This window comes from Bdellovibrio svalbardensis (assembly GCF_029531655.1).
Taxonomy (GTDB): domain Bacteria; phylum Bdellovibrionota; class Bdellovibrionia; order Bdellovibrionales; family Bdellovibrionaceae; genus Bdellovibrio; species Bdellovibrio svalbardensis.
In genome coordinates this window covers 133,188-159,909 of the sequence record NZ_JANRMI010000004.1, presented here as the reverse complement: position 1 = coordinate 159,909, position 26,722 = coordinate 133,188, and the positions used below count along the sequence as shown (strand labels likewise).

The 26,722-nt window shown below is 45.9% G+C and carries 22 protein-coding genes; 8 read left to right on the top strand and 14 right to left on the bottom strand.

Translation table 11 applies throughout. The features are described 5' to 3' along the window. Window position 1 precedes the first annotated feature (1 nt). The 11 genes from NWE73_RS13770 to gspC all read right to left on the bottom strand — a co-directional run bounded on the left by NWE73_RS13770 (window position 2) and on the right by gspC (window position 13,227). Window positions 2–685, bottom strand: a complete 684-nt coding sequence (locus tag NWE73_RS13770) for a hypothetical protein (protein ID WP_277578919.1) — start codon at window positions 683–685, stop codon at window positions 2–4. Next, the gene (gene pilM / locus NWE73_RS13765) at window positions 682–2,349 is read right to left on the bottom strand and encodes a pilus assembly protein PilM (RefSeq protein ID WP_277578918.1); all 1,668 of its coding nucleotides are present in this window, start codon (window positions 2,347–2,349) and stop codon (window positions 682–684) included. Before pilM ends, NWE73_RS13770 begins: the two co-directional genes overlap by 4 nt. A gap of 150 nt (window positions 2,350–2,499) precedes the next feature. Continuing rightward, window positions 2,500–3,759, bottom strand: coding sequence for a type II secretion system minor pseudopilin (locus NWE73_RS13760; RefSeq protein WP_277578917.1), 1,260 nt, complete (start codon window positions 3,757–3,759; stop codon window positions 2,500–2,502). Next, entirely contained in the window at window positions 3,704–4,594 is an 891-nt protein-coding gene (locus tag NWE73_RS13755; protein WP_277578916.1) for a type II secretion system protein GspJ, read from the bottom strand. The genes NWE73_RS13760 and NWE73_RS13755 overlap by 56 nt, the downstream gene beginning before the upstream one ends. Window positions 4,595–4,597: 3 nt before the next feature. After that, entirely contained in the window at window positions 4,598–5,116 is a 519-nt protein-coding gene (locus NWE73_RS13750; RefSeq protein WP_277578915.1) for a type II secretion system protein, read from the bottom strand. Next, window positions 5,113–5,706, bottom strand: a complete 594-nt coding sequence (locus NWE73_RS13745; RefSeq protein WP_277578914.1) for a pilus assembly FimT family protein — start codon at window positions 5,704–5,706, stop codon at window positions 5,113–5,115. The genes NWE73_RS13750 and NWE73_RS13745 overlap by 4 nt, the downstream gene beginning before the upstream one ends. Window positions 5,707–5,709: 3 nt before the next feature. Then, on the bottom strand, window positions 5,710–6,120 hold the full coding sequence (gspG, locus tag NWE73_RS13740) for a type II secretion system major pseudopilin GspG (RefSeq protein ID WP_277578913.1): 411 nt from the start codon (window positions 6,118–6,120) through the stop codon (window positions 5,710–5,712). Between the two features lie 774 nt (window positions 6,121–6,894). Continuing rightward, window positions 6,895–8,112: a type II secretion system inner membrane protein GspF gene (gspF, locus tag NWE73_RS13735; RefSeq protein WP_277578912.1), complete on the bottom strand. Its 1,218-nt coding sequence runs from the start codon at window positions 8,110–8,112 to the stop codon at window positions 6,895–6,897. Between the two features lie 66 nt (window positions 8,113–8,178). Beyond that, entirely contained in the window at window positions 8,179–9,870 is a 1,692-nt protein-coding gene (gene gspE, locus NWE73_RS13730) for a type II secretion system ATPase GspE (RefSeq protein WP_277578911.1), read from the bottom strand. Between the two features lie 6 nt (window positions 9,871–9,876). Next, window positions 9,877–12,174: a type II secretion system secretin GspD gene (gspD, locus tag NWE73_RS13725; RefSeq protein WP_277578910.1), complete on the bottom strand. Its 2,298-nt coding sequence runs from the start codon at window positions 12,172–12,174 to the stop codon at window positions 9,877–9,879. Between the two features lie 138 nt (window positions 12,175–12,312). Continuing rightward, a complete protein-coding gene (gspC, locus tag NWE73_RS13720) occupies window positions 12,313–13,227 on the bottom strand; it encodes a type II secretion system protein GspC (protein WP_277578909.1) in 915 nt (304 codons plus the stop codon). A gap of 170 nt (window positions 13,228–13,397) precedes the next feature. On the opposite strand from gspC, the gene NWE73_RS13715 reads away from it, so the two are divergent. Then, window positions 13,398–13,967, top strand: a complete 570-nt coding sequence (locus NWE73_RS13715; protein WP_277578908.1) for a hypothetical protein — start codon at window positions 13,398–13,400, stop codon at window positions 13,965–13,967. A gap of 111 nt (window positions 13,968–14,078) precedes the next feature. Here NWE73_RS13715 and NWE73_RS13710 read toward each other — a convergent pair whose 3' ends face one another. The 3 genes from NWE73_RS13710 to NWE73_RS13700 form a co-directional block, all read right to left on the bottom strand. After that, on the bottom strand, window positions 14,079–14,993 hold the full coding sequence (locus NWE73_RS13710; protein WP_277578907.1) for a trypsin-like serine peptidase: 915 nt from the start codon (window positions 14,991–14,993) through the stop codon (window positions 14,079–14,081). 88 nt (window positions 14,994–15,081) lie between these two features. Next, window positions 15,082–16,209, bottom strand: coding sequence for a hypothetical protein (locus NWE73_RS13705; protein ID WP_277578906.1), 1,128 nt, complete (start codon window positions 16,207–16,209; stop codon window positions 15,082–15,084). Continuing rightward, the gene (locus tag NWE73_RS13700; protein WP_277578905.1) at window positions 16,209–16,784 is read right to left on the bottom strand and encodes a cob(I)yrinic acid a,c-diamide adenosyltransferase; all 576 of its coding nucleotides are present in this window, start codon (window positions 16,782–16,784) and stop codon (window positions 16,209–16,211) included. The genes NWE73_RS13705 and NWE73_RS13700 overlap by 1 nt, the downstream gene beginning before the upstream one ends. A gap of 70 nt (window positions 16,785–16,854) precedes the next feature. Between NWE73_RS13700 and NWE73_RS13695 the strand changes: the two genes are divergently transcribed. The 7 genes from NWE73_RS13695 to NWE73_RS13665 all read left to right on the top strand — a co-directional run bounded on the left by NWE73_RS13695 (window position 16,855) and on the right by NWE73_RS13665 (window position 26,720). Then, the gene (locus NWE73_RS13695) at window positions 16,855–17,664 is read left to right on the top strand and encodes an N-formylglutamate amidohydrolase (RefSeq protein ID WP_277578904.1); all 810 of its coding nucleotides are present in this window, start codon (window positions 16,855–16,857) and stop codon (window positions 17,662–17,664) included. A gap of 166 nt (window positions 17,665–17,830) precedes the next feature. Beyond that, window positions 17,831–19,273 (top strand): cytochrome c biogenesis protein ResB, encoded by a 1,443-nt coding sequence (locus NWE73_RS13690; RefSeq protein WP_277578903.1) that lies wholly within the window; start codon window positions 17,831–17,833, stop codon window positions 19,271–19,273. Then, the gene (locus NWE73_RS13685; RefSeq protein ID WP_277578902.1) at window positions 19,273–20,910 is read left to right on the top strand and encodes a cytochrome c biogenesis protein; all 1,638 of its coding nucleotides are present in this window, start codon (window positions 19,273–19,275) and stop codon (window positions 20,908–20,910) included. Before NWE73_RS13690 ends, NWE73_RS13685 begins: the two co-directional genes overlap by 1 nt. Before the next feature lie 233 nt (window positions 20,911–21,143). After that, window positions 21,144–21,683, top strand: a complete 540-nt coding sequence (locus NWE73_RS13680) for a cytochrome c3 family protein (protein WP_277578901.1) — start codon at window positions 21,144–21,146, stop codon at window positions 21,681–21,683. Window positions 21,684–21,700: 17 nt separating this feature from the next. Beyond that, window positions 21,701–24,838, top strand: coding sequence for a TAT-variant-translocated molybdopterin oxidoreductase (locus NWE73_RS13675; protein ID WP_277578900.1), 3,138 nt, complete (start codon window positions 21,701–21,703; stop codon window positions 24,836–24,838). Beyond that, on the top strand, window positions 24,835–26,196 hold the full coding sequence (gene nrfD, locus NWE73_RS13670) for an NrfD/PsrC family molybdoenzyme membrane anchor subunit (protein ID WP_277578899.1): 1,362 nt from the start codon (window positions 24,835–24,837) through the stop codon (window positions 26,194–26,196). The genes NWE73_RS13675 and nrfD overlap by 4 nt, the downstream gene beginning before the upstream one ends. After that, the gene (locus NWE73_RS13665; RefSeq protein WP_277578898.1) at window positions 26,196–26,720 is read left to right on the top strand and encodes a DUF3341 domain-containing protein; all 525 of its coding nucleotides are present in this window, start codon (window positions 26,196–26,198) and stop codon (window positions 26,718–26,720) included. The genes nrfD and NWE73_RS13665 overlap by 1 nt, the downstream gene beginning before the upstream one ends. Window positions 26,721–26,722: the final 2 nt, after the last annotated feature.

Here is a 26,722-nt window from a genome sequence, read left to right as displayed (position 1 = left end):
ACTATTCTTCCGATCCTTGTTTCTTAAAGCGGCCTTTGAGCTTAGAAGGAGGTTCTTCCAAGGTAGGTTCTGGGGCTGACGGGACGGCAAGAGCTACCAATTTATAGACAACGTCGAAATAGCGGTTGTCAGCACGGTTGGCTGTAATCACCATGTCTTTCATCTTAACGCTGGGATTGATGCTTTGAAACTTATAACCCATGTCCATCACTTGGCGAAGGTTCAACTTCTCAAGTCGGATGTCCAAGGCGCCCTCAGTCAGGTTTGCAGGGATAAGCTGTGAATTGTTTTGGGAATCCTGGGTGCCTTTAATTTGTTCGGGCAAAAGATTCGCCATTTTAATTTGATTGTCGATGTTTGCACGAAGCATGTCGATCGATGGCGCCGGTTGAATATTAGGAACATCGGCAGATTCACGGCTGACTTTAAGAAGTTCGCGAATGGTCATGCGCTTGCCTTCGAATTCGCCAACAGACTCAGAACTCTGGGTGAGGTGTCCATAGGGAACTGAAAGGATGAGCAAGGCAACCGCAGCGATGCCGCCAAACAAAGTCACCTTTTGCATGGACGGGGACAGGTTTTCATAACGATCGCGAAGTTGATTGTAGGCATCGCTTTCTTGGATTCTTTCCCAAGTGGCGCGGCCTTCCGTAGCAAATTTATCTTTAAGATCGTCTAAATTCATCGAGTCACCTTTTGGATTCCACGGTCAACATTGAAGCTAAAAGAGAAAGAAGTGCGGCCTGGTAGAGTCCCTAAAGAACTTCTCTCGGTCTTCACTTGTCCATCAGTCGTGATATTGGTCAAAGACTTCTGCAGAAGACTCATTTCTTGCGGAGAGCTCACATAGCCTTCCATCGTCACGCGAGAATCCTGAACGTTCAAACTGTGAACATCAAGTGTCACTGCCCCCTTTGGAGGAGTGGCATCGCTGACTTTCTTAAGAACATCCATCGCTGAATTCATATTGGCAACGCTGGCCAAAGTCTTAAGGTCCGAAGCACGCTTTTTATTTTCGCGGATATATTTTTTGATTCCTGCTTCCGAAGCGTTTTTACCTTTAAGGTTTGCAACACTCTTGGCTTGGCTTTTCAGAACATCTTGAGTTCTTTCAGTCAGGCTCAACGCAAAGTCGGAACGCAATGAAGCGTAAACAAACAGAACCACCAGGGCGGCCGTAGCGACTTTGAATGTGTGACCCCATTTTTCCCAGAACATCTTCATTTGGTGATTTTCGCGAGCGAATTCACCACGCATAAAGTTCATCGGAGGATTGCGAGGCTTTTTAAAGCCTTCAATTGCAAGACCCAAAGCAACTCCGGCCTTGGCAGATACTTGCTGAGTGCGCTCGAACATGACATTCGGAATTTGATCCAAAGTTGGAATGCGATTCACCGGGGCTTCAAGAATCTGAGTCAAGAAGGGACCCAGATTTTGAATTTGCGATGTGCCGCCAGTCAAACCAATGCTGTCGATTTGCACATTGAATTCACCTTTGAACTCCAGAATAGAAAGTTGCAAATCGCGGGCAAGCTCACGAACACTTTTTCCGATGGTTTCAGAGAAAGTCACTTGGTCAAAAGTTGCACCTTGTTTATTCGTAAGAATGAAGGCCTTGGTCTGCAACTCTTTAAGAGCCTCAACATAAGGGATTTCGTATTTCTTGGCGATTGCTTCCGCGATATTTTTTCCACCCCAAAGAATCGAACGAACGCCGATCAACGAGTGTCCTTCAAAGGCGCTCACGATCGTGCGCGTGTGGCCCATATTCAAAATAAGTTGAACATGGCGAACGGGTCTTTCCATGTCTTCGAAAACAGGAGCCGGAGCCACAAGTGCAGGGGGAGCTTCGTTCCACTTTTCAAAAACATTCGCGAGAGCTGTGCCTTCAAGAGAAACTAAGAAGGGCTCAAAGCCTGAATCTTGAGCGCGCTGAATGCAGGCTTGCACATGCGTTTTCGGAGCAGCACAGGCAAGAACTTCTGCTCCGCCTCCGACTGTACGAATAATTTTTGCGTCGAAGATGGCATTGTCAGAAGAAAACGGAAGATCTTCCTCCAGCTCGAAAGCCAAACTCTTAAAGATTTTGATGCGATCATTGAAGGGAAAAAATTTATTGCGAATAGCAACGCGATCTTGACGAAGACCAACAATGAAACGAGTTGAGTCGTCATACTTCGATGTGAGGTCGCGAAGATACTCAATGACCTCGAGCTCTTGATCGCTGCCTAATTTGTTGCTGAGAGGGTGCTCGAAGAAATGGCTTACTTGAAAGCCTTTTGACGTCGACTGCATTTCGACAACTTTGATACTGCTGGAACCGATGTCTATACCTAGCGACTTCGACATAATCTCACCATATTCTTTCAGTTCCTCCGTGAACAAGAAGCATAACGCGATGATGGTCTAAGTATAGGATGTCTTTTGATTTATGTACAATTCTTTAAGCAGCCAAAGGTCATTCTTTGAAGACGTGAATTTCAACTGGACCTTTGGCTGTTAGCGTTCATTCCAGTAGACGATGCGCGGAGGTCCTTTTGCCAATGGAATTTTAGTGCCTGATTTTGCGCCCGTGCCGCCGCCAGATCCAGGGGGAGGTGCGCCACCGGCATCTTTTTTGTCTTTGTCAGTATAAGTTTTGATTTTAGCTGCTGTCTTGTTGAAGTCCATGACAATGGCAGTGATTTCGCGTGTCGCTCCTGCGAACTCTCCGGTACTGCGAATTTTAAAATTGAATACCGACTCAAAAATCAAAGGAACCAGATCGGTTTTTCCTTCGGTGCGAACACCTTTCTGTTGCACGAAGGCCCAGAAGTCCTCGGCATTTTTAAAAGGTCCCCCTTCGTTCGCATCGTTGCGGCGTTTGATGATCGCGCTGACGGCTTCGTCGGTCATACCTGGGTCCAAAGATTTTAAGACTTCTTTGCTGGCAATATTGGGATTGATGCCCTTCATTCCATAAATGGTCACTCGGGAAGCCAGAAGATCATAAAACTCATCGGTCATTCCAGGAACCATATGCATTTCAGCAAGACTGCGGAAGGCACGATTGGGCGGGTAACTGTCGCTTTGCGATTCTTGATTTAATTCAGAAAAACGCGATCTTTTGTCGCCACCATTCAAAGACTGGCTTTTTGAACTGCCCCAGTCGGCGATCGTGTTGATTAGCTCCTCGAAGCGGACATTGCTATACTTGCGGGCGAATTCTTCGTCGGATTTCTTTTTTTGTTCGAAAATATTCAAAAGCTGAGTTTTTGTGATTTCCTGCAAAGTTTTTGAAGGGGAGTTTAAATCGTTGATGTCGATTTTAGAGCCTTCATCTTCGATGGTCACAATATAGCTGGCATCCATCGAAGAATCTTTGACGAGTTTTTTGAAGCTGTCTTTGTCGACCACGCTCATCTCATCGGGAATTGGTAAAGGCCAGGCAAAAGGAAACTGCCAGATTTGATCGAGCATGGCATTGTTGGCGCCCAATTGAGCTCCAAATTTATCCTGTGCTTGTTGGTAGATTTTAATTCTAAGAAGGCTGAGCTGCATACCGGACTTGGCTGCATAGTAAGCTTTAACTCGATTCAAACCTTGAGAGTTCACAAGATATTCAACGTTGGCGTCATAGGAAACTTCCATCGCAAAATACATGATCATCATCACGCAGGCGATGGCCACCATGAGGGCAATGCCGCGGTTGTTGTTTAATGGCTTATTTAGTGGGGAGGCCAAACGAAGTCGGCATACCTTGACCAGTGCCTTGACCATTTGCGTTCTCCTCAGGGTTGTTAGGGAAGTGGATAGGAACGACCACTTGCATAGAGTATTTTTTGTTTTTTGTTCCTTCTTTTTTGTTCACGGTGACTGAGATTTCAACGGCTTGAGGGAATTTGCCCTTCGTTGCTCCGTCACCTTGAGCGTCGGTGCGCCAATCATTCACCCAGTCCTGTTTGCCTTTTCCGATATAGCGAAGCTTAAACTCCGAGACATTTTCCATCAGGACAACTTCGTCGCCACCTTTTGTGACATCGAGATCCACATAAGGAGTACTTCGACGCCAAAGGCACTTGGAGTTGCCGCGGTCTTCGCGCAGGCTCTTACACTCTTTCAGCGCATAACCCACTTCAACGAAGTCCGCTTGCTTGGTGTTTTTCACCGTGCGCGCATTGTTCATGGTGACGAAGTTTAAAGTTTCGTTGGTGCCAACCAGATTGGTGACAGGGTCCACGCGAGGAACCTCACGCTGTTCGCCATTGGGGCCGATGGCGGAAATTCCACCCGTTGGATCATAGGGATCAGTTTGAGGAACGACTCCACCAGGTGGAGGATTGGTGGTGGAAGAGCTGGCTTGTTTTTTAACCAAGGCCTGCATTTCCTTCTCAATATCGCGGTAATGATAGGCCAAGTTAATATCCCGTTCCATCAGGCGAACGGCATCACGCATGCGGGAAACATCGTCGATCTGCGATTGAAGTTTACCTTTGGCTTTGATGGCCTGTTGAATAGCTTGCGCTGCCAAAACGGTGAGTGTTCCCAGAATCGTAATGGTGATCATGACCTCAATCAGAGTAAAACCGGGTGAAAACTTCCCTTGTCGTTTCATCTATCAACCTCCTGCGCCAGGGCCGGAAGGCATTGAGATTTCTTTGTCGTAGTCGACAAAATATTGAGTGGCAGAAAACTGCAAAGGCTTTTTGCCGCCTTTATAAATGATAGAAACTTTAACCTCTTTGATGGTTTTTGAAAGATGCTGAGTTAAAGTTTTCATCATTGTTAATTGCAATTCATCGACGCCATTACCCTTGTCGGTTGCGGTAAGAGTGGCAGAGATGTCGGGGACTTCGAACTCTTTTGATTCCATTTTCCAGGAGTATTGAGGGTAGTCCGACCCGAAGTCGTCTTCTTTTTCTTCTGGAATGGAGTCCAAAGGCTTGCCCGTGTATTCCATTTCAACTTCGGCCATTTTTCTTTCCAGCAGGGCCGTGACCTCAGTGGATAGCTGGGTCTTTTTCACACGCATGAAGCTTCCACCCCAGGAGCTTGTAAGCAAAATAATTCCTGAGGAAAGTATGACCATGGCTATCACGGTCTCAATAAGTGTAAAACCTTTGCGTGAGCGAATCACCGTTGAATGTCCTTTAACGACTGAGCTTTTTCTATGATATCAGCTTGACCCGTTAAAGGATTAAAAACAAGAGTCCAAGTTAATTTATTTCCATCAGTGATCTGGATGGCCGCGGCCTCCACGAATCCTTCAGGAAAGAAGTGAATATAAGCGGTTCCAGAGCTGAGAGGTGATTTCGTATTCACAGTTTCTACCTGTGCAAAGCGAAGTCCGTCTGGCAGGGATTGAGGCTTTTTTGATAGGGACTTGTCGATCTGGAAAAGTGGCGGAGGAGCGTCCTCTTTTTTGTCGCCATTTTTGCCTTCTTCGCGCTCTTTTTCAGCAGCTTCGATGTCAATCGGAGTAGGGCCATTGGCTTTCTCAACCCAATACTTTTCGTCGTTGGTTTCCATCTGAATAACCAAACGATAAGTGGAGTTTGAAAGGCGGGCTTTGTTGCGGATCTCGCGGCTCAGAACCAAGAAATGGCGAGCGACGGATTTGATATTGTTCTGTTTCTTGAACATTCGCGGGGCTCCATAAGCGATGAGGGCTCCGACCAGAGCCAAAACAATCATCACTTCTATAAGGGTGAAGCCCCTGCGATTCATATATTACTGGATATCTTCTAGGGTGATATCTGAATCGTAACCAGAGCCACCTTCTTTGCCGTCTTTACCCAAGCATTTAAGGTTGTACTCGTTGCCGTTGAGTTCATAAACGAAGTCATGACCCCAAGGATCTTTTGGTGATTTCTTCAAATAAGCTTCCGGTCCCCAGTTGCTGCAATTTGCATCTTGAGTCACAAGGTTCTCAAGGGCTGCAGGATTTTTTCCGCAATCTGTGTAGTACATGGAAAGAGCATTCACGATTTGTGACATTTGAATGCGGGCTTCTTTTTGTTTCGCTTTATCAAGTTGACCTGTAAGACGAGGCAACAAAAGGGCTGCGATACCACCGATGATTGCTAGTACGATCATGATCTCGATCAAGGTCATACCTTTTCGGTTGCTGATGGGTGACATTAAATTCTCCTTGTTAACAGACTTGGAGAATAGCACTCCTCTTATGTCAGGTAAAGTCGGTTAGCATCGTTGGCTTTGTTCTTGCCGGACCTTTGTCACATAATAATTCTTGGTGCGAGGGATTTTGAAGTTTCACTTAGCCAGTGCCTGACGCTTCGTTCGGCACGGCATCCTGCCTCGTCGCCGCCGGGCTTTGCCCGGTTCGCGCATCCGGCGCCGGCGAAGGCCTCTCTTCGGTCAGGCACTGGCTAAGTGAAACTTCAAAATCTCGGCTTCGATGATTTGGGAAAAGGTATGGCCTTACTTTTGGTGTCGCTATTGCGTTATGTGGATTGATGGTGTGTTTTTGAGAAAAGGTACGGACTTACTTTTGGTGTCGCTACTGCGTTATTAGAGTTGGTGGTGTTTTTTATTGAGATAAAATTTTTTGAGGACCCTTTGAATGTTCACAATTGTGTAATTCGAATTTAATGATGCGCCTTCAAATTAGTAGTTATGGATACTTAGTGAATTATCTTGGAAGTTACTTTAAGTTGATTGACAGATTGAGCTTCAATCAAGTGACCTCTGAATGAGTTGGTTTTGTTGGAGCTGAAGTATTGGTTTAAGTTTTTATTGGCTGATAAGAGATGTCTTTGAAGTGGTTTTTTCAACGGAAGAAGCAATGCAACACCGGCGCCGGCGTTGTTTTAGAAAAAATTTACGTTAGATCCATAAAAGGAAAACCCACAATTTGTCGGAATTGTGGGGAATAGAAAACCTTTTTTAATTTTTTTAGCCGGCGAGGTTGGTCATTTCGAACATTGGGATCATGACCGCGAATACGATGGCGGCGATGGCGAAGCCCATGATGACGATGACGACGGGTCCCATCAAGCTGGTGAGGGCTTCGAGTTTATTTTTTACCTGGAAGTCGTAGGCGTCGGAAACTTGCATCAACATGTTTTCGAGGTCGCCGGTTTTTTCACCGATGTTGACCATGTGGATCACGATCGGTGGGAATTGGCCTGATTTTTTCAAAGGTCCAGAGATTGTTTCCCCTTCGGAGATATTGCTGCGGGCTTCGTCGATGGCGACTGCTAGAACGTGGTTGTCGACGACGTTTCGAACGATATCCAAAGCGGTAAGCATGGGAACGCCCCCGCTGAGCAAAGTTCCCAAAGTTCTGGTAAAGCGAGACACCGCGACCATGCGCACAGTCGGTCCCATCAAAGGAAGTCTTAATGAGATCGCATCCCATTGATCTTTTCCAGCAGGGGTGCTCTTCCAGTTTCTAAATAGCACAATGGCCAAGAAGAGGCTGCCGAAAATGATATACCAATAGTTGACCATGAACTGACTCATGGCGATCAAACCCACAGTGTACCAAGGTAAAACCAGCTGAGGGGCTGATTCGAAGACCGTGACCATCTTTGGAATCAAGAAAATGAATAAGAATGAGAGAAGACCGCCGGTCACCACCAACATGATCACAGGATAGGTCATGGCGCTGGAAACTTTAGCGCGAAGTTCGGCCTGGGCTTCAAGGAATTCCGCAAGACGCAACAAAAGAGTGTCCAAGCTTCCTGACATTTCACCGGCTTCCACCATGGAGATATAGATGTTGGTGAAAATATTCGGATACTTTTGTAAGGCTTTAAAGAAAGGCGAACCTTCGTTGACCATGTTCTTACAGTCAGCAACAGCTTCAGCCAAAGTGGGGTTTTCCACCTGTTCGGAAACGGCCAGCAGGGCGTCTACCAAGGGGATATTGGCCTTAATCAATGTGGCAAGCTGACGAGTCATCAAAGCCAGGTCTTTAACGCCAACTTTTTTCGTAGAGCGAGGGCCTTGCTTCTTTTTTGGATCCAGTTTCTTTTTGTCTTTGATATCGACGACAAAGATATTGTCTTTTTTGAGCTTGGCACGGGCCGCGCGCTGATTTTCAGCGTCGATGGTGCCTTTGGTGTTTCTTCCGTCTCGGGTTAAACCTTTATACTCAAAAATCGGCATTTCTTAATCTTCCTAGCTTGCTGAGTTGCTCTGCTCCGGTGCGAGCCGGAGGGGAGGCCAACCCAACTAAATATCCAATTGCGTATTCGTAGTTAATTGTTCGATCGTCGTGATGCCGGCAAGAACTTTTGCTATGCCGTGATCGCGGAAAGTTTTCATGCCATTGGCGACGGAAACTTTCTTAATCGAGTTACCATCCTGTCTTTGCATAATCAAAGAGCGGATATCGTCGGTGACAACCAAAAGCTCACTGATCGTCGTACGACCTGAGTAGCCTTTCTGTCCACATTGACTACAACCCATGGCCTTGCAGATATGATGTCCTTGCGCCTGCTCACGAGAAATTCCCAAAAGAGAAAGTTCAAAGTCAGAGGGTTCATGAGGAGCTTTGCAGTGCGGGCAGAGAACGCGTACCAGACGTTGCGCGACGACACCCATGACGGATGTTGCAATCAAGAAGGGCTCAACTCCAAAGTCGATCAAACGCGGGAAGGCACCGGCAGAGTCATTCGTATGCAGTGTAGATAAAACCAAGTGACCCGTAAGAGAGGCTTGGATCGCAAGTTCGGCTGTTTCCAAGTCACGAATCTCACCGACCATGATAATGTCAGGGTCTTGACGAAGGAAGGATCTTAATCCCGCGGCAAATGTCAGGCCGATCTTGGAATTGACCTGCACTTGTCCTAAACCATGAATACGTTGCTCCACCGGATCTTCCACGGTGAGGATGTTCACGTCAGGCTTATTTAATTTCGTCAACGCTCCATACAAGGTCGTCGATTTACCAGATCCCGTAGGGCCGGTAACCAGCAAGATACCATCATTGCGTGAAAGAAGGTCATCAAGGCGAATCAGGTTTTCTTTCGAGAAACCCAGTTGTTCAAGTTCAAGAACAACTGTGGATCTATCTTGAATACGCATAACCAAGCGTTCGCCATGCGCGGTTGGGACTGTGGAAAGACGGATATCGATATCTTTGCCGCCCACTTTCAAAGGAATACGGCCATCTTGAGGCAAACGTTTTTCAGCGATATTCAAATTGGCCATAACTTTAATACGCGAAGTGATCGCGTTTTGAAGTTTCTTAGGTGGTTTGTAAACGTCATTCAAAACACCGTCGGTGCGAAGGCGTACAACCATATCTTTTTCATAAGGTTCAATATGGATATCGGAAGCTTTTTCTTTGACGGCGCGGAAGAGGAGGCTGTTCACAAGTTTGATGACCGGTGCATCGTCTTCGCCAGCGTCCAGCAAGTCGACGATCGGGTCATCCAGATCGTAGTCTTCCTCGTCGATCTCATCCATGCCGGAAAGATTCGCCGTGCTTTTTTCGTAGACTTTATTGATGGCGTCTTGAATACGGCTTGAAGTTGTCACCAGCGGACGAACTCTTTTGCCAAAGAGAACCTTCAAGTCATCAAGGACTTTCATGTTCACAGGGTTGCTAATTAACGCCGTCAATGTATCTGCATCTTCTTTGTAGGGAAGAACTTGATGTTGTTTGGCGTAATTGATAGGGACATCACGGATCAAGTCGACGGAGATATCTGCAACGGGAATGTCTTTAATAAATTCCAAACCCAATTCTTTGCAAAGATCAGCGACCACTTCATCCGCCGTGGAAAATTCCTTCGCATTCAAAGCTTCGCCTACGGTGACGGGTCTCACCACCGAAGGGTTGTTAAGCACTGACTTGATTTGATCTTGAGTCAGTGAAGTTGCTTTAGCTAGGATCGTTAGAACATCCACGGAGGCCATCGTTTATTATTCCTTTTCCACTTCAGGTTTTACAACCGGAGCTGCATTACCTTGTACCTTACGAGTAATTTCATCCAACTGACGACCAAATGGATCTTTACCGCCCTCAGCCTTGATGTAATCCAAACGTTCATCCAGTTTTTTGGAGATGATTGAGTTTGAATCTGCATTGTTTCTCACAATTTTTGGTGTCAGGAACACGATCATATTGGTTTTATTCTTCACGCGAGTTGAAGACTTGAACAACCAACCGATGATTGGAATATCGCCCAACAAAGGAACTTTGATGATGGATTCTGTATCATCTTCTTTGATCAATCCGCCCAGGATGGCCGTATCACCGTTGTTCACGTTGATCATGGTTTTGATCGAACGTTTTGCAATCGGTTGAGTTGAATCCTGGAAAGCTTTCGGAGTCGAAGCTGTTGAAAGCTGAGAAACCTGTTGCTTGATTTCCATGCGGATCGAGTTTGAAGCGGGGCTTATAAACGGTTTGATGTTCAGCTTGATCGTCGCATCGTCAAACGTTGGCGTCGTGATTGTCGTGCCGCTGGTACCAGTAGAGCTTTGTTGAGAGCCCGTTACAACTTTATCACCGACTTCGATCTCAGCTTCTTGGTTATCAAGAGCCATGATTTGCGGAGTCGATAGAATGTTGGCTTTTTTGGTTGTCTTCAAGAAGTTGATGAAGCCAATCAAGCTTGGGATCGAGATTTGCTTGCCGTCTGCTGGATTTGTTACTTGAACAGTTTTTCCAGAGCCAAAACCGATGATCGCACCGGTTCCGCCAGTCGGGCTTAACATAGTGTTCAAATCAAGACCGCCGTTAAAGCCCACTTTACCGTAACCGTTGCTGCCGTATTGGTAGTAACCGATACCCCAGCTGTTACCGTCATTTGCACTCATCTCCATGATGATCGCTTCAACGTAAACTTGATCGCGTGCAATATCGATTTTATTCAAAATATTCAACACAACTTCGTAGTCTTGCTTACTGGCTGTGATCACAAGGCTGTTCGTTGTTTTGTCAGCAGTGATTTTCACATCGCCACCGAATATTTCAGCTTTGGCTTCCATGGCACCAGAAGGGCCAAGAGGGGAGAGAAGACTTCCTCCCGTCATTGGTTTTGGAGCAGCTTCTTTTGTGACGCCGGAAAGAGTTTGTGCAATTTTCTCTGCGTCACCGTTTTTTACGTAATAAACATAAACGCCGCCAGATTCTTCTGCGCGGATTTTGAAATCAAGCTGACCGATAAGCTTTTTGATGCGCACGATGCCTGATTTGTTACCCACCACGATGATCGAGTTGGTTCTATCATCCGGGATCGCCATGAAGAAACTCGCGCCTTGTTGCGATGAGGCGCCTGTGGAACGACTGAAGCGAGGAACCCCTGCAGTGAAAGTGCCGGGTGCGCCACCTTGAGTCTTGCTTCCTTTGTTAACGATCTTATCAACGAGGTCAGACAAGTCTTTTGCTTTCGCATATTTGATAGGAATTACTTCCAGCTGTTCTTCAAAGCCCGGAACGTCCAATTGGCTGATGATTTTCATCACGCGGTCAATATTAGAACCGTAGTCTGAGATGATGATGGAGTTTGTCGGCTCGTAGATATTCATCTCACCGTCTTTAGAAGGCAAGATGCGAAGATCACGATTCACCTGGGCTGCAGAGATATGCTTCAAGTGAATGATACGAGTGATCATCTGATCGCTATTTGGATAATAAGCGCCAGAGAAAGTGTCGATATTGTCACGTTGAGCGTTTCTTGCAGATTTAACTTTTAAGAAAGCGCCAGAAGGAACAACTGTAAAACCATTGATTGCAAGGGCTGACAGGAAAGCTTTGTAAGCTTCAGCCACTGAAATCTTAGATGGAGCCACGATTGTGATCTTTCCGCGTACGCCCGGATCGATGATAAAGTTTTTCCCAGTCAATTCGCTGATCGCTTTGATCACGTCGGTGATCTCTACGTTCGGGAAGTCGAAAGATTCAATCGTCTCTGGGAAGTTCTCGGTTGTGATATCTTCAATGGCGGCTTTGGCAAATTTGTCTTTTTCTTTTTTAGACAAAACACCGGCCGTGCTGTTGGTAGAATGGGCGCTGCCACCACGAGTTCCACCAGCACCCATGCCAGCCGGAGCGGATGGTGGCGCTGGGAATGAATCAGCTTCTGCGGGTGCATTTTGCCCAAAATCAGGAGGCGGTGGTGGAGGAGGGAAGTCCTCGAACTGCGCGTTCGCTACCGGGCCCATTAATTGAGCCGTCATCAATGAAGCAATTCCTATGCTGACCGGTTTTTTCATTTTTCTCTCTCCTCCTGAGGAGTTAAACGTACTAAATCAAATGTTGAAACATCTGCCGATGTTTCTTTTTTCGTTTGGAGCATGAAGTTGCTCCAGCTTCCACGACTGCCGTCGCTCCAGCACTGCGCGCGTGCGCGCCTACTGAATGTTATAAGTCATTGTTTCATTCTTGCCGTTGCGTTCGACTTGAATGCTGACTTTTGGGGAATTCTTCAACGTGTTGTAAAGCTCCATAGCTTTTGCAGGACTGTCGACAGGGGTGCCGTCGACAGACTTGATGACGTCCATACGCTGAATTCCCAATTGCTCGTAAATACTTCCTGGTTGCATATCAAGAATACGGAAGCCATTGATGGCTCCGGTTCCTGGTTCGCGATTTGGCACCGCGCGGGCTTGCATCAAGATGCTGGAAAGATCGTTCGTGTATTTCAAAAGATCCGCGCGTTTGATGGCAAAGGTGTTGTCGCCGACTTTTTGAACTTCTTTTCCGCCAGCGGCGCCGGCTTTAGGGCTGCCACCGAAGGCGACTTTATTGCCTTCTTTTTTCATTTCAAGATATTCAAGGCGATTTGAATTTAAGTTGCGGAAAATAACTTTCTGACGTTCCACTTTCATGATGGAAGCCATGCCTTCAATGTCTTTACCAGGGGAGTAAGAGACCACTTGGTTTTTGCCACGAACTTCAATGGCAGCAATGGATTTGTTAGGATTTGAATGCACCAAAGTGCCAATCAAAGTGAGCGGCAACTGTGAAGGCACAGGTTCATTTTCTTTTTGTTCTGTGCCTTTTGACTTATCAACCAGAGCGTCAGGAATAACACCGCTAGAAGCGAAAATGTTACGAGTCGTGATGCTGTTGTAGGCGCCACTACTAATATAGTTATCTGGAGGTGGAGCTTTGGGATGAGCGGGTGGTGCGGACTGAGGAAGCATGCGATCGCGATATGCCAAAATAGCAAGGTCGGCGACACAATAACCCACAAATGCAAAAAGCAAATAAGAGTACCACTTTTCAAACGGTGGGCGTTGATTCTTGGGGTTCTTTGAACTCACGGTATTACAATCCTTTGTTTTACCTAATGTTTGTTCGGCACCTAGTCCTTGGGCCTCAGGACATACTATCAAAAAGGCGGGGGAGCTGCACCAAAAAATACATACTAGACCATGGTCTTGAGATTGAAAAAAACTGCACACATTTTAAAAACTTAGGTCATGATAAAAATATGAGAATTCTCTACTTCACGGATGGAGCAGGAATTGATCTATCAGGTATTCGCGAATCATTATTGCGGATCCCTGAAGTGCTTACCTCTCTTCGTCGCGGCCAGGAACAGGCTCGTTACGTAGATTTGATGCAGGTAATGGCACTACCTGATGATGAATTTCGTCAGGTGCCAAGCGTTTTACGCACACTACTGATCAACCTCGTGCAAAGAGGCTTACATCAACGATGGGTCAATCACGACCATCGTGCTGATTTGATTCTGAGAAGAATCAATCATCGGTCATTTGCGGACTTGAAGTCCGAGGTGCTGCGCTTTATCCGAAGCAAAGTAGACGGGAAACAGGTCGCAACGAAAGACCTGCATCTTCTTCATTTCATGAGTCATATCGAAATCACAATCATCGGCCCCGGTTACGATGAGGTTGAATTGTGGTTGCGCAAAGAGATTGCAACCCGTTCTGATGTGAAAGTTCTTATCAAAGATGTTATCGCCGCTGACCCCCAACTTGATTGGTTCTGGCCGCAAGTGCGCGAGACATATATCAGCAACGAAAGCCCCATGATCTAAGATTGCTGCGACTTGCCTTTCGAATGTATCTCCCGAAATGAAAGTGCCGTCTTGAGGCGCGACGCGACACCGGCGCCGCAAGTAACACAGTTTCGTTTGCTTTAATAAAAGCTACTGAAATTTTTTGATGATATCTGCGATATAAGAAGTTTTGAAAATTCTTTCGCCCAGGCACTTTTTTGCATCGCAAACATTGATCATGTTGCAGCCATATTCAGGATTGTAGTTAAGATCGGTTTCTCCTCCAGAAAGAAGTCCAATTAAAGCATGGGTTTTTTCGTTGTAAACAGGTGAACCGGAATTCCCAGCGAAAGTGTCAATCGCGGCTTTGTAAGTCAGAGGATTCATATCTTTGCGAACACGGCCATGGGCATATTTTAAAGCCGCTCCCAAAGGGTATCCTAAAGTGTACAAGGGGTCTGATTCTTTCAAAGAGTCAGCTTCCAATTTTGCAGGTTCTCGTCCAGGGACGGGGCGATCAAGTTCGACAATAGTATAATCTGGCATTGCCCAACTGGCTTGGGAGTCGTGCGCAACTATTTTTTTGCAGGAATAAAGCTGTGAGCGTGGGATGCGGTAAACTTCTGCCTCGGGTGAGTAGTGTTGAGTGTCGTGACGGAAATCGAAGGCGATTTTATACTGATCACAAGTTTCTTCGGTGAGGCAATGGCCAGCCGTCAAAACATGCCGAGGGGAAATCAAGACACCCGTGCAATTGGCAATGCTTTGTTGTTGTGCGAATCTTTGATCGGCACACAGGTTGAATTGAGTGGTTAGAGGGTCTCCCGCAAAGACGACTGAATTGCCATCTTCCTGAATGTATTTGACATCGATCAGGGCGACATTGGATTTGGCGTTGGTAAGGATTTGCGGGTCCTCAATTTCTCCAATCTCTTTTCTTGAATCGCTGACGTAAACGACCCCTGAAGAGTTTTTTGTATCGTCTATTGTTAATCCCACGCGGCCCACGCGAGCGCAGCTGCAACCCATTACCAAAAAAATCAAAAGCATGATCGTATTTTTCATACGCGCAAACTAAACAACTTTGAATGATTAGACCAATTTCAATTGCGCAAGAATTTGTATTTATCCCTTACAAAAAACGCAGCTTTCTTTAGAGCGCAAAGAAAGGTTCAATCTCAATGGATCTTTCATTAGAGGGATGTAAGAAAGCCGGTGGCTCGCTGTCCGGTGGTTGCAGAAGATAAACACCAAAAGGCATTTTGGCTGAAATCCACGTGCGTGGCCGGCGGTAGATGAATTCGGAGCGCATTTGATTGTAGACGAGGAATTCATTTTCCTGAGCGTCATCAAAGGCTTTCCACAATAAGCTTTCAAAAATATCGCCATTTTCCGCGTTTAGAAAATTCAAATATTTGAAATTTAAACTGGCTTCAACTTTCAGACGGGAATAGGGCTTAGTTAAAGTCCTTGTCCAGCCCAGCATTTTTCCAAACTTTAAAAACTGTCTAAAGTTATGGGCTTTCAAAGAGTACTGCATCGGAATGAAATCTTGCAATCCGCCGGAAGACCAAGGTGCTACGCAGCCAACAATATTGTCGTCCTTATCAAAGGCGATTAGAAAGTGCTCGAGTTTTAGCCCCTTCCAGCGCTCCAGTTTGTCATAAAAGCTCTGCTTATCCCAAACCGTAGAAAGATCTTTTTCGCGGGACTTCTGGCAAATATAATTGATCAAAGCATCCACGTTGTGGGCGTTGCCATGGCGAATTTTCAGTTTTGGCAAAGGATTGCTGGCCCAGGGAAGTCGTCCATGAACCGAAACCATATTGAAGCGGCGGAAGAGATGATACTGAGGCAAAGGACGCTTCATCGTGCGCGGACGAACAAAAGCATTCAAAGCCTGAACTTCACCCATGCTGAGGATGGAGAACAAGTGTTTGCAGTTGAAGGTTTGAAAGACCTCTTCCATCACGGGCAGAAAGTGCTGAGTCCATCCTAGTACCGCGCGACGATTTGAAGTGATGCGCAGATCGCGACCAAAAGCCACGGTCTGAGGGGTGTTGTTCAGAAGAACATCGCGCACAACAAAGCTGGCCATGCCCTCAAGTTTATCCTCTTCTTTGAGAAGATAAGTGATGTGCTGTTCCGCTTGAATATCGTAGGGCGCAAAAAAATCACCATCGCGGTCGATTTTCATTTCAACCAAACCACGCACAGGGAAGTTTTTGTAAAATTCTGCTAAAAGGGCCGCATCTTCGTGTTTGGCAACTTCAAGATTCATTAAGTCTTCTTCCAAAGAACGTCAGCAATACCAGTGGCGTGGTTGGTCCAACGGGCGGCGACAAAAAGATAATCACTTAGACGGTTGAGATATTGCAGGGCCAACGCATAGCGATCATCTTTGACTGCAATTTCCGCAGAACGACGTTCGCTGCGGCGGCAACAGGTGCGCGCCACATGCAGATGTGAAGCGACGGGGTGGCCGGCCGGCAGAATAAAATTGCGCAGTTCCGGAAGACCCTGTGTCAGTTCGTCAATTTGATGTTCAAGAAATTGAATCTGCTCTTCGGTGATAGCTGGAAGCATTTTGAAAACTTCATCTTTTTCAGTCGCAAGAAGACTGCCGATATTGAAGAGTTCGTTTTGAATTTTTTCAAGAACCAGGTCCATGGATTTGAAAAGGTTTTGATCTGACAAGGAAGAGCGCACCACGCCCAAGTAGCTGTTTAATTCATCTACGGTGCCGTAAGCTTCAACGCGAGGATTGAATTTTTCAACACAGGAACCGTCCACAAGACGAGTTGTTCCTTTGTCGCCAGTTCGAGTGTAGATTTTTGCTTTGGGAGGTGTTGTCATAAGATTTACCCTTTTCAAAGTAATTGTCGCGATTTAGTCTGTCAGGGTCAAGCCAGTAGAAAGGCACAACATGGAAATAACTGCACCTCTCATAGTTACGATTCCTCATTCAGGAGAAAAAGTTCCTCCACAAACTCCGTGGTTGAATGCTTTGCCTGAGGAAGTTCTTATGTGCGATGTCGATCGCTATGTTGATTTTCTCTACGAACCGACTCTGCAAAGACTTAAAATTCCCTTTATGAAAACCGAATGGCATCGCTATGCCGCGGATATGAATCGCGTTCCTGAAGATGTGGACGCATCATCGGTGCAGGGGAGTGCAAATCCGGCGGGAATGCACAATCGTGGATTTCACTGGGTGATTACAACCTACAAGCATCAGTTAATGCCTCAACCAATGAGCTTGCAGGCCCACAATGAGCTGGTGCAGTTGGTCTATGAACCGTTTCATGCGGGGATACGCAACCTCTATCAGTCGTTACATGATAAGGGCTATAAAAGAACTTTCCATATCGATGCGCACAGCATGCCGTCAGTTGGCACAAGTGAGCATCGCGATCCGGGTGAATTGCGGGCTGACATTGTGGTGAGTGACAGCAAGGGGAAGAGTTGTGATCCAAGATTTAAAGATCTGGTGATCGCGGCTTATGTGACTGCGGGTTTTAAAGTGGGCTACAATTGGCCGTATTTTGGCGGTCGCGTCACAGAGCAGTACGGCAATCCTTCACGTGATCAACATACACTTCAGGTAGAGATGAATCGTGCCCTTTATATGGACGAGAAGACCAAGAAGTTGAAGTCTGAGGAAGCGAAGAAAATTCAAGAAAAGGTGTTCTTTGCTTTGGATTATATCAAAAAGAACCTTCCAACCATTTCCTAGTTTTTTGGATTCTGAGGAGCAACATATTGTTGCTCCAGGGGTCGACCCTGGGCGTCGATTGGTGAAAAGCGTAGTCAGAGGACGCGATCTAAATTATTGATAGCAGTGAGTAAAAATCATTAGTGAGCGAATCGAATTTGTTCACGCTATCAGTGAGGATACAGCTTTGACCACACCTGGCCCGCAAAAGAAATCTTTGCTAAAAAAATTGAATAAGCCGTTGGCTTCTTTAAGGCTCGCGGTTTTCATCATTATCTGTATTGCGGTCATCACGGCTGTCGGGACAATCATTGAAGCTAAGTACGATGCTTATGCGGCAAAGAAACTCGTTTACGATACGTGGATGATGTATACGATCATGGGACTTCTTGCGATCAATCTAATTGGCGTCATGATTGATCGTTTGCCGTGGAAGAAAAGACATGCGTCTTTCGTTTTGGCTCATATTGGTATTCTGGTTCTTTTGCTTGGCGCTTTGATCACAGCAAAATATGGGCTTGATGGCTCTATGCGCGTGGGAATTGGTGACAGCAACACCTTTGTGCAAACATCCGAAACGGATCTAGTCGTTTATTCGTCATTCGATGGGGACCGTTATTCAAAAACTTTTGAGAGCGAAGTGGATTTCTTCAGAAAACCACCAAGCGAACAGAAACCTTTGGAAATTCCTGCGGTCGAAGGTTCCATTAAAGTTGTCGACTACAAGAAGTATGTTTTGCCATCCCGTAAAGTTGTAGTGGATGAGTCTGGAAAAGCGGGTGCAGGGTTGCGTTTTCAAATCCAAAATCCCAACGTGAATGTCATTGAGTGGTTGGTGCAAAGAAAACCGAATGCTGTGGCCACTCATAACTTCGGTCCAGCGCAGGTTCACCTGGGGCCTATTCCTGAAAAAGGTTTCATGAGGAATGAAATCTATCTCAGCCCTGAAAAAGGTCCCAAGGACGAGTGGCGTCTTCGCTACGCTGTTTTCTACAAAGAGTCTGACAAGCCCGGCAAAAAAGGCTTCCTGAAAGAGGGCGATGTCTTTGATCCTGGATTTAAAATGGCCATGGAGTTCCGAGTTTTGCGTTTTATGCCTTCCGCTGTTGAAGACTGGGATCTGCAAACCTTAGAGCAGCCGACGCCTCTGACGACTTCAGCCGTGAAGATTGCCTTTGAGGGAAAAGAGCATTGGGTCCTCTTGAATGACATGGTGAAACTTTTCACGAATAACAGTGTTTATCTTCTCACTTATGGCAACCGCCGTATCGATATTGGTTTCCCATTGAAACTTAAATCTTTTGAGGTGGATCGCTATCAAGGGACCACCCGGGCGATGGCTTATAAAAGCATCGTCGAAGTTCCTGAGTTGGGTGAGCACGTAATCTCGATGAATGAGCCTTTGAAATACAAAGGTTTGACGATCTATCAGGCAAGTTTCCAAGAGGAAAATGGGCAGCCGGTTGCTTCTATTTTTTCCGTGAACGCGGACCCGGGTCGCTTTATCAAATATTTAGGTTCGTTGATCATGACCCTTGGTGTGATTTTGTTGATGTGGTTTAAGCATCTTGATTTTAAAATTGGTAAAAAAGCAGGCGTGAAACCTGATGTTAAGGGAGAGAAAAAGTAATGAAGTCTCTTTTAGTTCTCGTATTGACCTCACTCATTTCTTTATCGTCTTTTGCAAAGACCGGGGATGCTCTTAAGTATCTGCCAGTGCAAGATGGTGGCCGTATTAAGCCTTACGACTCTTTCTCTCGAGAGATGTTGGAAATTATTTATGGCAAAACCAAATTCGAAGGACGTGCTGCCACGGAAATCGTTTTGACGTGGATGCTTTCTCCGCAGGCTTGGCAAGACAAGAAAATCTTCGAAGTTCGCAATCATCAGATTTTGGATGCGATGAAGCTTTCCAAAGAGCAGAGATATTTCTCTGGTGATGAGCTTTTTGCCGGCGATCGTTTCCAGCTTTTGCGTCAAGAGCTTCAGGCGAAGCGTGAAACAAAAGAGAAACTCAATCCTTATTATCAAGCGGTTCAGCGCCTTGAGAATCAATTCTTTATTTTTCAAGAGATTGCCGCAGGCAGATTGCTGAAAGTTCTTCCGCCTAAAGAGGGCAATGCGTGGATTTCTGTCTCTGACCTTCCGGCTGCTCAGCAGGAACTTTTCCTGGAGCTGACGAAGGCCTTCGTCAATAACATTGGTGCTATTGCGAAAGGGGAGTCGGCTTCGACTCTTGAACAGACTGGTGCGGCGCTGGATGCGGCGGTTTTGAAGTTTGAGGCTTCAGCGCGCGCAGAAAATCCAGCAGCCTACGACCATGACACTAAAATCAAAGCAGAAGTGCACTACAATGACTTCCATCCGTTCCGTTGGGCTTATATTTTCTATTTCCTGGCGGCGACGGCCATCTTGTTGGTGTGGGTTCTTAACAAAGAATCTCTGATGAAGTTTGCATGGGTTGTTTTGGGAATCGGTTTTGCTCTCCATACTTATGGTTTTGGCTTGCGCATGTATATTATGGACAGAGCGCCAGTTTCAAATATGTATGAAACCGTGATTTGGGTTTCATGGGGTGTCATTGTCTTCGCGGCCGTGTTGGAGTTGATCTATAAGTTTAGAATGATTTTGTTTGCGGGGACTTTGGCGAGCTTATTTGCCTTGGTTATTGCAGATTTTGCTCCCGCAGTTTTGGACCCGACATTGACTCCATTGGAGCCGGTGCTTCGCAGTAACTATTGGCTGACGATTCATGTGATGACTATCACTATCAGTTACGCAGCTTTCTTTTTGGCTTTTGGTTTGGCGGACATTGGTCTGTTCTATTATTTACGCGGCGAAGAAAAACATCATGAGCAAATTCGTTCGATTGTGATGGGGATCTATCGCGCTATGCAAATTGGTGTCGCGTTCTTGGCGCCGGGAATTATTTTGGGTGGTATTTGGGCCGATTATTCTTGGGGGCGTTTCTGGGGCTGGGATCCTAAGGAAACTTGGGCGTTGATTGCACTTCTTGGGTATCTGGCGGTTCTTCACGCTCGCTATGCGGGAATGATTAAAAATTTCGGTATGGTGGCAACGGGAATTGTGGCCTTTTCGCTCGTGATTATGGCGTGGTACGGCGTAAACTTCGTTCTTGGCGCGGGGCTCCATTCTTATGGCTTCGGTGCGGGTGGTGTCGAGTATGTGTCTGCTTTTGTGGCAGTACATCTTTTGATGGTGGTTTATGTGGCGATAGTTCGCCAAGGCCGAACTAAAAAAGTCTGATTCTGCTCGAATCAGCATGCATACTTTTTGAGCGAAGTCCGCGGAGTCCCTTGTGTTTTCGCGGGCTTTTTCAATAGGTTTGCAAAAAGAATATGGACAACTGGACTTTTTGGTCTTTAAATAAGGCAAATTAAAAATAGGACAGCATTGTTGGCCTCAGAAGTAACAAGTGTTTTTTTGCGAAAGTTTGAAAACATAAGTTGCGGCAGCGAAGGTTTGGCAAAGGGATGATTATGCATCGGGTATTTAAATGTACGGCGGCGAGTGCGATTGCCTTTTTTAGCGCACTTATGGTTACAACACTTCTTACTGGTTGTAAGTTTCAACCGGGCATTGGTTATAACAAAGGGTATGCTCCAGAGCAGCCAATTGCGTTTGATCATCAATTGCACGTAGGAACGAACAAGATTCAGTGTCAGTATTGCCACAATCAAGTGGAGAGATCTAAACACTCGAATATTCCAGCACTATCAACGTGCATGAACTGTCACTTGCAAGTAGCAACTGACAAACCAGGAATTCAAAAATTGCGTGAAGCTTACGACGCTGGCGGCTCTGTTGAGTGGGTTCGCGTTCACATGCTTCCTGACTTCGTTCACTTCAATCACAATGCGCATATCGCGAAAGGCGTGAACTGCCAAACATGTCACGGACCAATCGAAACGATGAAGCGTGTGGAGCAATTCTCTGATCTCTCTATGGGCTGGTGTGTGAACTGTCACCGTCAACCTGAAAATAAAGCTCCTCTTAACTGTTCAACTTGTCACTACTAAGAGTTTCGGAAGGTATCATGTCTGAAATGCATCACGATCACGAATTAGAAATGAAAATGGCTCTTCGTCCAAAAGTAGAGCATGACACAAAATACTGGGAAACGTTGGAACAGTTGAACAACGATCCTGAGTTTGCGAAAAAAGCGCAAACTGAATTCATGTCTTCACCATTGCGTGAAGGTGACGGCGAAGACGGTTTTGCACGTCGTGAATTCTTGAAATTGATGGGCGCGTCTTTGGCTATGGCGACTGCGGGTTGTATCCGTCGTCCTGTGCAGAAGATCGTTCCATATAACAAGATGCCTGAGGAAGTTACCTTGGGTATTCCGAACTACTACACTTCAGCTTATTTTGATGGCAATGATGGCCTCGCGGTTCTAGTTAAGACTCGCGAAGGACGTCCTGTTAAAATTGAAGCAAACCCTGGGCATCCATTCAGCGTGAGTGGTTTGAACATTCGTTCACAAGCCTCTTTGTTGAATATGTATGATCCTGAGCGTGCTCAGGCACCAAAACGCAATCTGTTCAATGAAAAGAAAAGCAACAGCCAATTGGTTGATGTGAAATGGGAAGAGCTTGATAAAAAAGTAGTTGAGCAACTTGGAAAAGGTGACGTTGTTATCTTGTCTGGTGCGATCTCTTCTCCAGCAACTCGTGCGGTTGTTTCTGACTTCGCACAGGGCTTCAAAGCAAAACATGTTGTTTGGGATGCTCTTTCAAATGATGACGTAGCAGCTGGTCAAAAAGCTTCTTACGGTGAAGAAGTAGTTCCTGCTTACCGTTTTGATAAAGCTAAAATGATCGTGTCTGTAGACGCGGACTTCTTGGGAACTTGGATCAGCCCAACTGCTTTCACTAATCAGTTCGTTCAAGGTCGTAAAGACATTAAGAACATGAACCGTTTGGTGTCATTCGATTCTAATTACTCTCTGACAGGTGCGAACGCGGATATCCGTGTTAAAATCAAACCTTCTCAGCAACTTGATGTTGTAATGGGCCTTCTTCATGAAATTATCGTGAAGAAAGGTGCTTCTTCTCATGCTGGCAACGCCGGCGTAAAAGCGGCTTTGGCTCCATTCGCGGACGTAGCGAAGAAATTGAATATCGAACCTGAATTGTTCGCAAAAGTAGCCGCAGATCTTTGGTCAAACAAAGGTGAATCACTTGTTGTTGCAGGTGGTTTGGCGACTTTGACTGAAAAGTCCAAAGAATTGCAAATCGCTGTGAACATGTTGAACTCCGTTTTGGAAAACGATGGCAAAACTATCGATTCAAAAGGAGGCAACTCAGCTCTTAAAGGTTCTTACGAGGACATGGCTCAATTGATCAAGGACATGAACGATGGTAAAGTGAAAACTTTGATCATCCACCGTGTAAATCCTGGTTATGTATTGCCTAAAGAGTTGGGCTTTGCAGACGCAGTTAAAAAAGTTAAAATGGTCCTTTACACTGGCGACCGTATCGATGAGACGGGCGTTCATGCGGACTATTTGATTCCAGACAATCATTTCCTTGAGTCTTGGAATGATATGGAATTGGCAAACGGTGTATACACAATTTGCCAACCTGCGATTCGTCCTATGTATGACACTCGTTCATTCCAATTGTCTTTGATGAACTGGGCATTCATGGCGAAAACAGGTCCTCAGCGTCTTCGCGACTATGAGACTTTCTATGACTACCTTCGCGTCTTCTGGAAAACTGACATCCATCCTAAGCATGGCAAAGGCCAAGCTTTCGAAGATTTCTGGCAAGAAGTTCTTCAAAAAGGTTTTGTTGGGGAAATCTCTAAAGGTTCTTCGGCTCGTTCATTCAAAGTTGATGCTTTCACAGCGATCAAGCCAGCTAAATCTTCTGAAGGCTTTGAGTTGGTGTTGTACTCAACTTCTCAAATGGGCGATGGCTCATTGGCGAACGTTCCTTGGTTGCATGAACTTCCAGATCCAGTAACTAAAGTCACTTGGGACAACTATGTTTCAGTTTCTTTGGCAACTGCTGAAAAGCTTCACTTGAAACAAGGTTCTGTTGTTGAGTTGCAAGTCGGCGACAAAAAAATGGAATTGCCTGTTTACGTTCAACCAGGTCTTCATGACGAAGTGTTGGCAGTAGCTGTTGGCTACGGTCGCACGAAGGTTGGTAAAGTTGGTAATGGCATTGGTCAAAATGCTTTTGCTTTGATGTCTATTTCTAAAGACGGAAAAGTAGTGGCTTCTGGCGCGACAGCGACAATCACTAAGCTTTCTAAATCTCATCCATTGGCAACGACTTCTGGTCACTTCTCTATGGAAGGCCGTCAAATCGTAGCGGAAGCTACTTTGAAGGACTACAATAAGAAGGCAAGTGCTGGAATTAAACAGCACGAAACTTGGTCAATCTGGTCAGGCCACCAATACTCTGGTCACAAATGGGGTATGGCTGTTGATCTTCACTCATGCACAGGCTGTTCTTCTTGCGTCGTAGCCTGCCAATCTGAAAACAACATTCCAGTTGTTGGTAAGAAGTATGTTCTTGAAGGTCGTATTATGCACTGGTTGCGTATCGACCGTTACTACACGGGTGATGCAGCGGATGCTCAAGCGGTTTTCCAACCAGTTATGTGTCAACACTGTGACAATGCTCCATGTGAGACTGTTTGTCCGGTTCTTGCGACTGTTCACTCTGATGAAGGTCTCAATGACATGGTTTACAACCGTTGCGTGGGTACTCGTTACTGCGCGAATAACTGCCCGTACAAAGTACGTCGTTTCAACTGGTTCAATTATGCCAAGTTGATCGAAAAACCTATGCACATGGCTTTGAATCCTTCAGTGGGCGTTCGCGTTCGCGGGGTGATGGAGAAGTGTACATTCTGCGTTCATAAGATCCAGGATGCTAAGACAGCGGCTCGTAACGAAAAACGCCAGTTGAAAGACGGCGATGTTAAAACGGCCTGCCAAACTGCATGTCCTGCAGGTGGTATCGTGTTCGGTGACTTGAATGATCCGGATAGTGCTGTTGCGAAAATCTTCAAAAAAGAAGAGCGTGGCTACGCACTTCTTGAAGAATGGCATGCAAAACCGTCTGTACGTTATCTTTCTAAGATCCGTAACAACGATAAAGAAACTGTTGGTGGCCACGAAGGTCACGGAACTGCGAAACAAGGTGAACACTCATGATTAAGCGCAATCCATTAGTTCTTGGAAATAAGACACTGAAAGATGTTACTGATGACATCTGCGCTCCGCTTGAACGTTTCCCATCCAAAAGCTGGGTGGCAATGTTCCTCGGTGCGAAAACATTGTTGTTATTCTACATCTGCATCCTGGGTGCAGTTGTAGGTGTGGGTATCGGTTTGCTGGGTGTTACTCATCCGGTATTCTGGGGTACCATGATCGTTACTTTCGTATTCTGGATCGGTATCGGCCATGCTGGTACTTTGATCTCTGCCGTTTTGTTCCTCTTCCGCCAAAAGTGGAGAACATCGGTGGCAAGAACTGCGGAAGCCATGACGGTATTCGCCGTTATGACAGCGGGTCTTTTCCCATTGCTTCATACAGGTCGTCCTTGGTTGGACTACTGGTTGTTCCCGTATCCGAATCAGCGTGGTCCATTGTGGGTGAACTTCCGTTCTCCATTGTTGTGGGACGTTTTCGCGGTATCAACTTACGCGACTGTTTCAATGGTGTTCTGGTACATCGGTTTGGTTCCTGACTTCGCAACTATTAAAGATCGCGCGAAAAACAAAATTCGCCGCTCTGTATACGGTGCTTTGTCATTGGGCTGGAGAGGTACTGCTAAGAACTGGAGTCACTATGAAATGCTTTACTTGCTTCTTGCAGGTCTTTCAACTCCGCTAGTTCTTTCAGTTCATACGATCGTATCGTTCGACTTCGCGGTTTCTAACTTGCCAGGTTGGCATACAACGATCTTCCCTCCATACTTCGTTGCCGGAGCAATCTTCTCTGGTTTCGCGATGGTTGTGACTTTGATGACTTTGGTTCGTATTGGTTTCAAAGAATTCCAAAACTACGTAACTCTAGATCATATGGAAGTGATGAATAAAATCATCATGACAACTGGTATGTTGGTTGGTTACGCCTACGCTTCAGAGTTCTTTATCGCTTGGTACTCAGGCAATCCTTACGAGCGCTTCGTGTTCGTAAACCGTGCCTTTGGTCCTTACGGTTGGTCTTACTGGGTGATGGTATCTTGTAACGTATTGATCCCACAAATTTTCTGGTTCAAGAAAATGCGTCGTTCAATCCCTGTGATGTTCGTTGTTTCTATCTTCGTAAACATCGGTATGTGGTTCGAGCGTTTCGTTATCACTGTGACTTCATTGCACAGAGATTTCTTGCCAGCGAACTGGGGTATGTACCAATGGTCTTGGTTCGATACGGGCGTTCTTGTTGGATCGTTCGGTATGTTCCTGACTTTGTTCTTGTTGTATTTGCGCTTGTTCCCTGCGGTTTCTATCGCGGAAGTGAAGCCCGTTTTGCACGTAGGTTATGATAATGAAGGAGGGCACCACTAATGGCAGCTCAATACACTAAAGGTATTGCCGGCATTTGGGATAGCGAAGCACTAATTTTGAAGGCAGCTGCGAAAACTCGCGAAGCTGGTTTCACTAAGTTCGAAGCTATTTCTGCTTATCCTGTTCATGGTATGGAAGAAGCTTGTGGTATCAAACGTTCATGGATCCCTTACGTTACTTTTGTAGCGGCTTTGATCGGTGGAACTGCAGGTCTTGCTTTGACTTATTGGACTTCAGCGGTTGATTGGGCAGTGAACGTGGGCGGTAAGCCTTTCTTCTCTTTGCCTGCTTTCATTCCTATTATTTTCGAATTGACGATCTTGTTCGCGGCTCTTTCATCTGTAGGCGCTTTGTTCTACGCATGTAAAATTCCTCGTATGGATCCACCAGTTATTGACCCAGACTTGAGCTGTCACAAGTTTGCGATCTTCATTCCGCACAATGATGTTGGTTATGACGAAGCAAAAATTGAGAAAATGTTCAAAGACCTTGGCGCTAATACGGTTAAGAAGACGGAGTACTAGTA

Bases quoted from the DNA above. Each gene is read 5' to 3' on its own strand.
- NWE73_RS13705 (WP_277578906.1), bottom strand. From the start codon at position 16,209: ATGAATCTTGAAGTTGCCAAACACGAAGATGCGGCCCTTTTAGCAGAA.
- NWE73_RS13680 (WP_277578901.1), top strand. From the start codon at position 21,144: ATGCATCGGGTATTTAAATGTACGGCGGCGAGTGCGATTGCCTTTTTT.
- nrfD (WP_277578899.1), top strand. From the start codon at position 24,835: ATGATTAAGCGCAATCCATTAGTTCTTGGAAATAAGACACTGAAAGAT.
- NWE73_RS13700 (WP_277578905.1), bottom strand. From the start codon at position 16,784: ATGACAACACCTCCCAAAGCAAAAATCTACACTCGAACTGGCGACAAA.
- NWE73_RS13685 (WP_277578902.1), top strand. From the start codon at position 19,273: ATGAAGTCTCTTTTAGTTCTCGTATTGACCTCACTCATTTCTTTATCG.
- NWE73_RS13770 (WP_277578919.1), bottom strand. From the start codon at position 685: ATGAATTTAGACGATCTTAAAGATAAATTTGCTACGGAAGGCCGCGCC.
- NWE73_RS13665 (WP_277578898.1), top strand. From the start codon at position 26,196: ATGGCAGCTCAATACACTAAAGGTATTGCCGGCATTTGGGATAGCGAA.
- NWE73_RS13760 (WP_277578917.1), bottom strand. From the start codon at position 3,759: ATGGTCAAGGCACTGGTCAAGGTATGCCGACTTCGTTTGGCCTCCCCA.
- NWE73_RS13695 (WP_277578904.1), top strand. From the start codon at position 16,855: ATGGAAATAACTGCACCTCTCATAGTTACGATTCCTCATTCAGGAGAA.
- gspE (WP_277578911.1), bottom strand. From the start codon at position 9,870: ATGGCCTCCGTGGATGTTCTAACGATCCTAGCTAAAGCAACTTCACTG.
- NWE73_RS13710 (WP_277578907.1), bottom strand. From the start codon at position 14,993: ATGAAAAATACGATCATGCTTTTGATTTTTTTGGTAATGGGTTGCAGC.
- NWE73_RS13675 (WP_277578900.1), top strand. From the start codon at position 21,701: ATGTCTGAAATGCATCACGATCACGAATTAGAAATGAAAATGGCTCTT.
- gspF (WP_277578912.1), bottom strand. From the start codon at position 8,112: ATGCCGATTTTTGAGTATAAAGGTTTAACCCGAGACGGAAGAAACACC.
- pilM (WP_277578918.1), bottom strand. From the start codon at position 2,349: ATGTCGAAGTCGCTAGGTATAGACATCGGTTCCAGCAGTATCAAAGTT.
- NWE73_RS13755 (WP_277578916.1), bottom strand. From the start codon at position 4,594: ATGAAACGACAAGGGAAGTTTTCACCCGGTTTTACTCTGATTGAGGTC.
- NWE73_RS13715 (WP_277578908.1), top strand. From the start codon at position 13,398: ATGAGAATTCTCTACTTCACGGATGGAGCAGGAATTGATCTATCAGGT.
- NWE73_RS13745 (WP_277578914.1), bottom strand. From the start codon at position 5,706: ATGAATCGCAGGGGCTTCACCCTTATAGAAGTGATGATTGTTTTGGCT.
- gspG (WP_277578913.1), bottom strand. From the start codon at position 6,120: ATGTCACCCATCAGCAACCGAAAAGGTATGACCTTGATCGAGATCATG.
- gspD (WP_277578910.1), bottom strand. From the start codon at position 12,174: ATGAAAAAACCGGTCAGCATAGGAATTGCTTCATTGATGACGGCTCAA.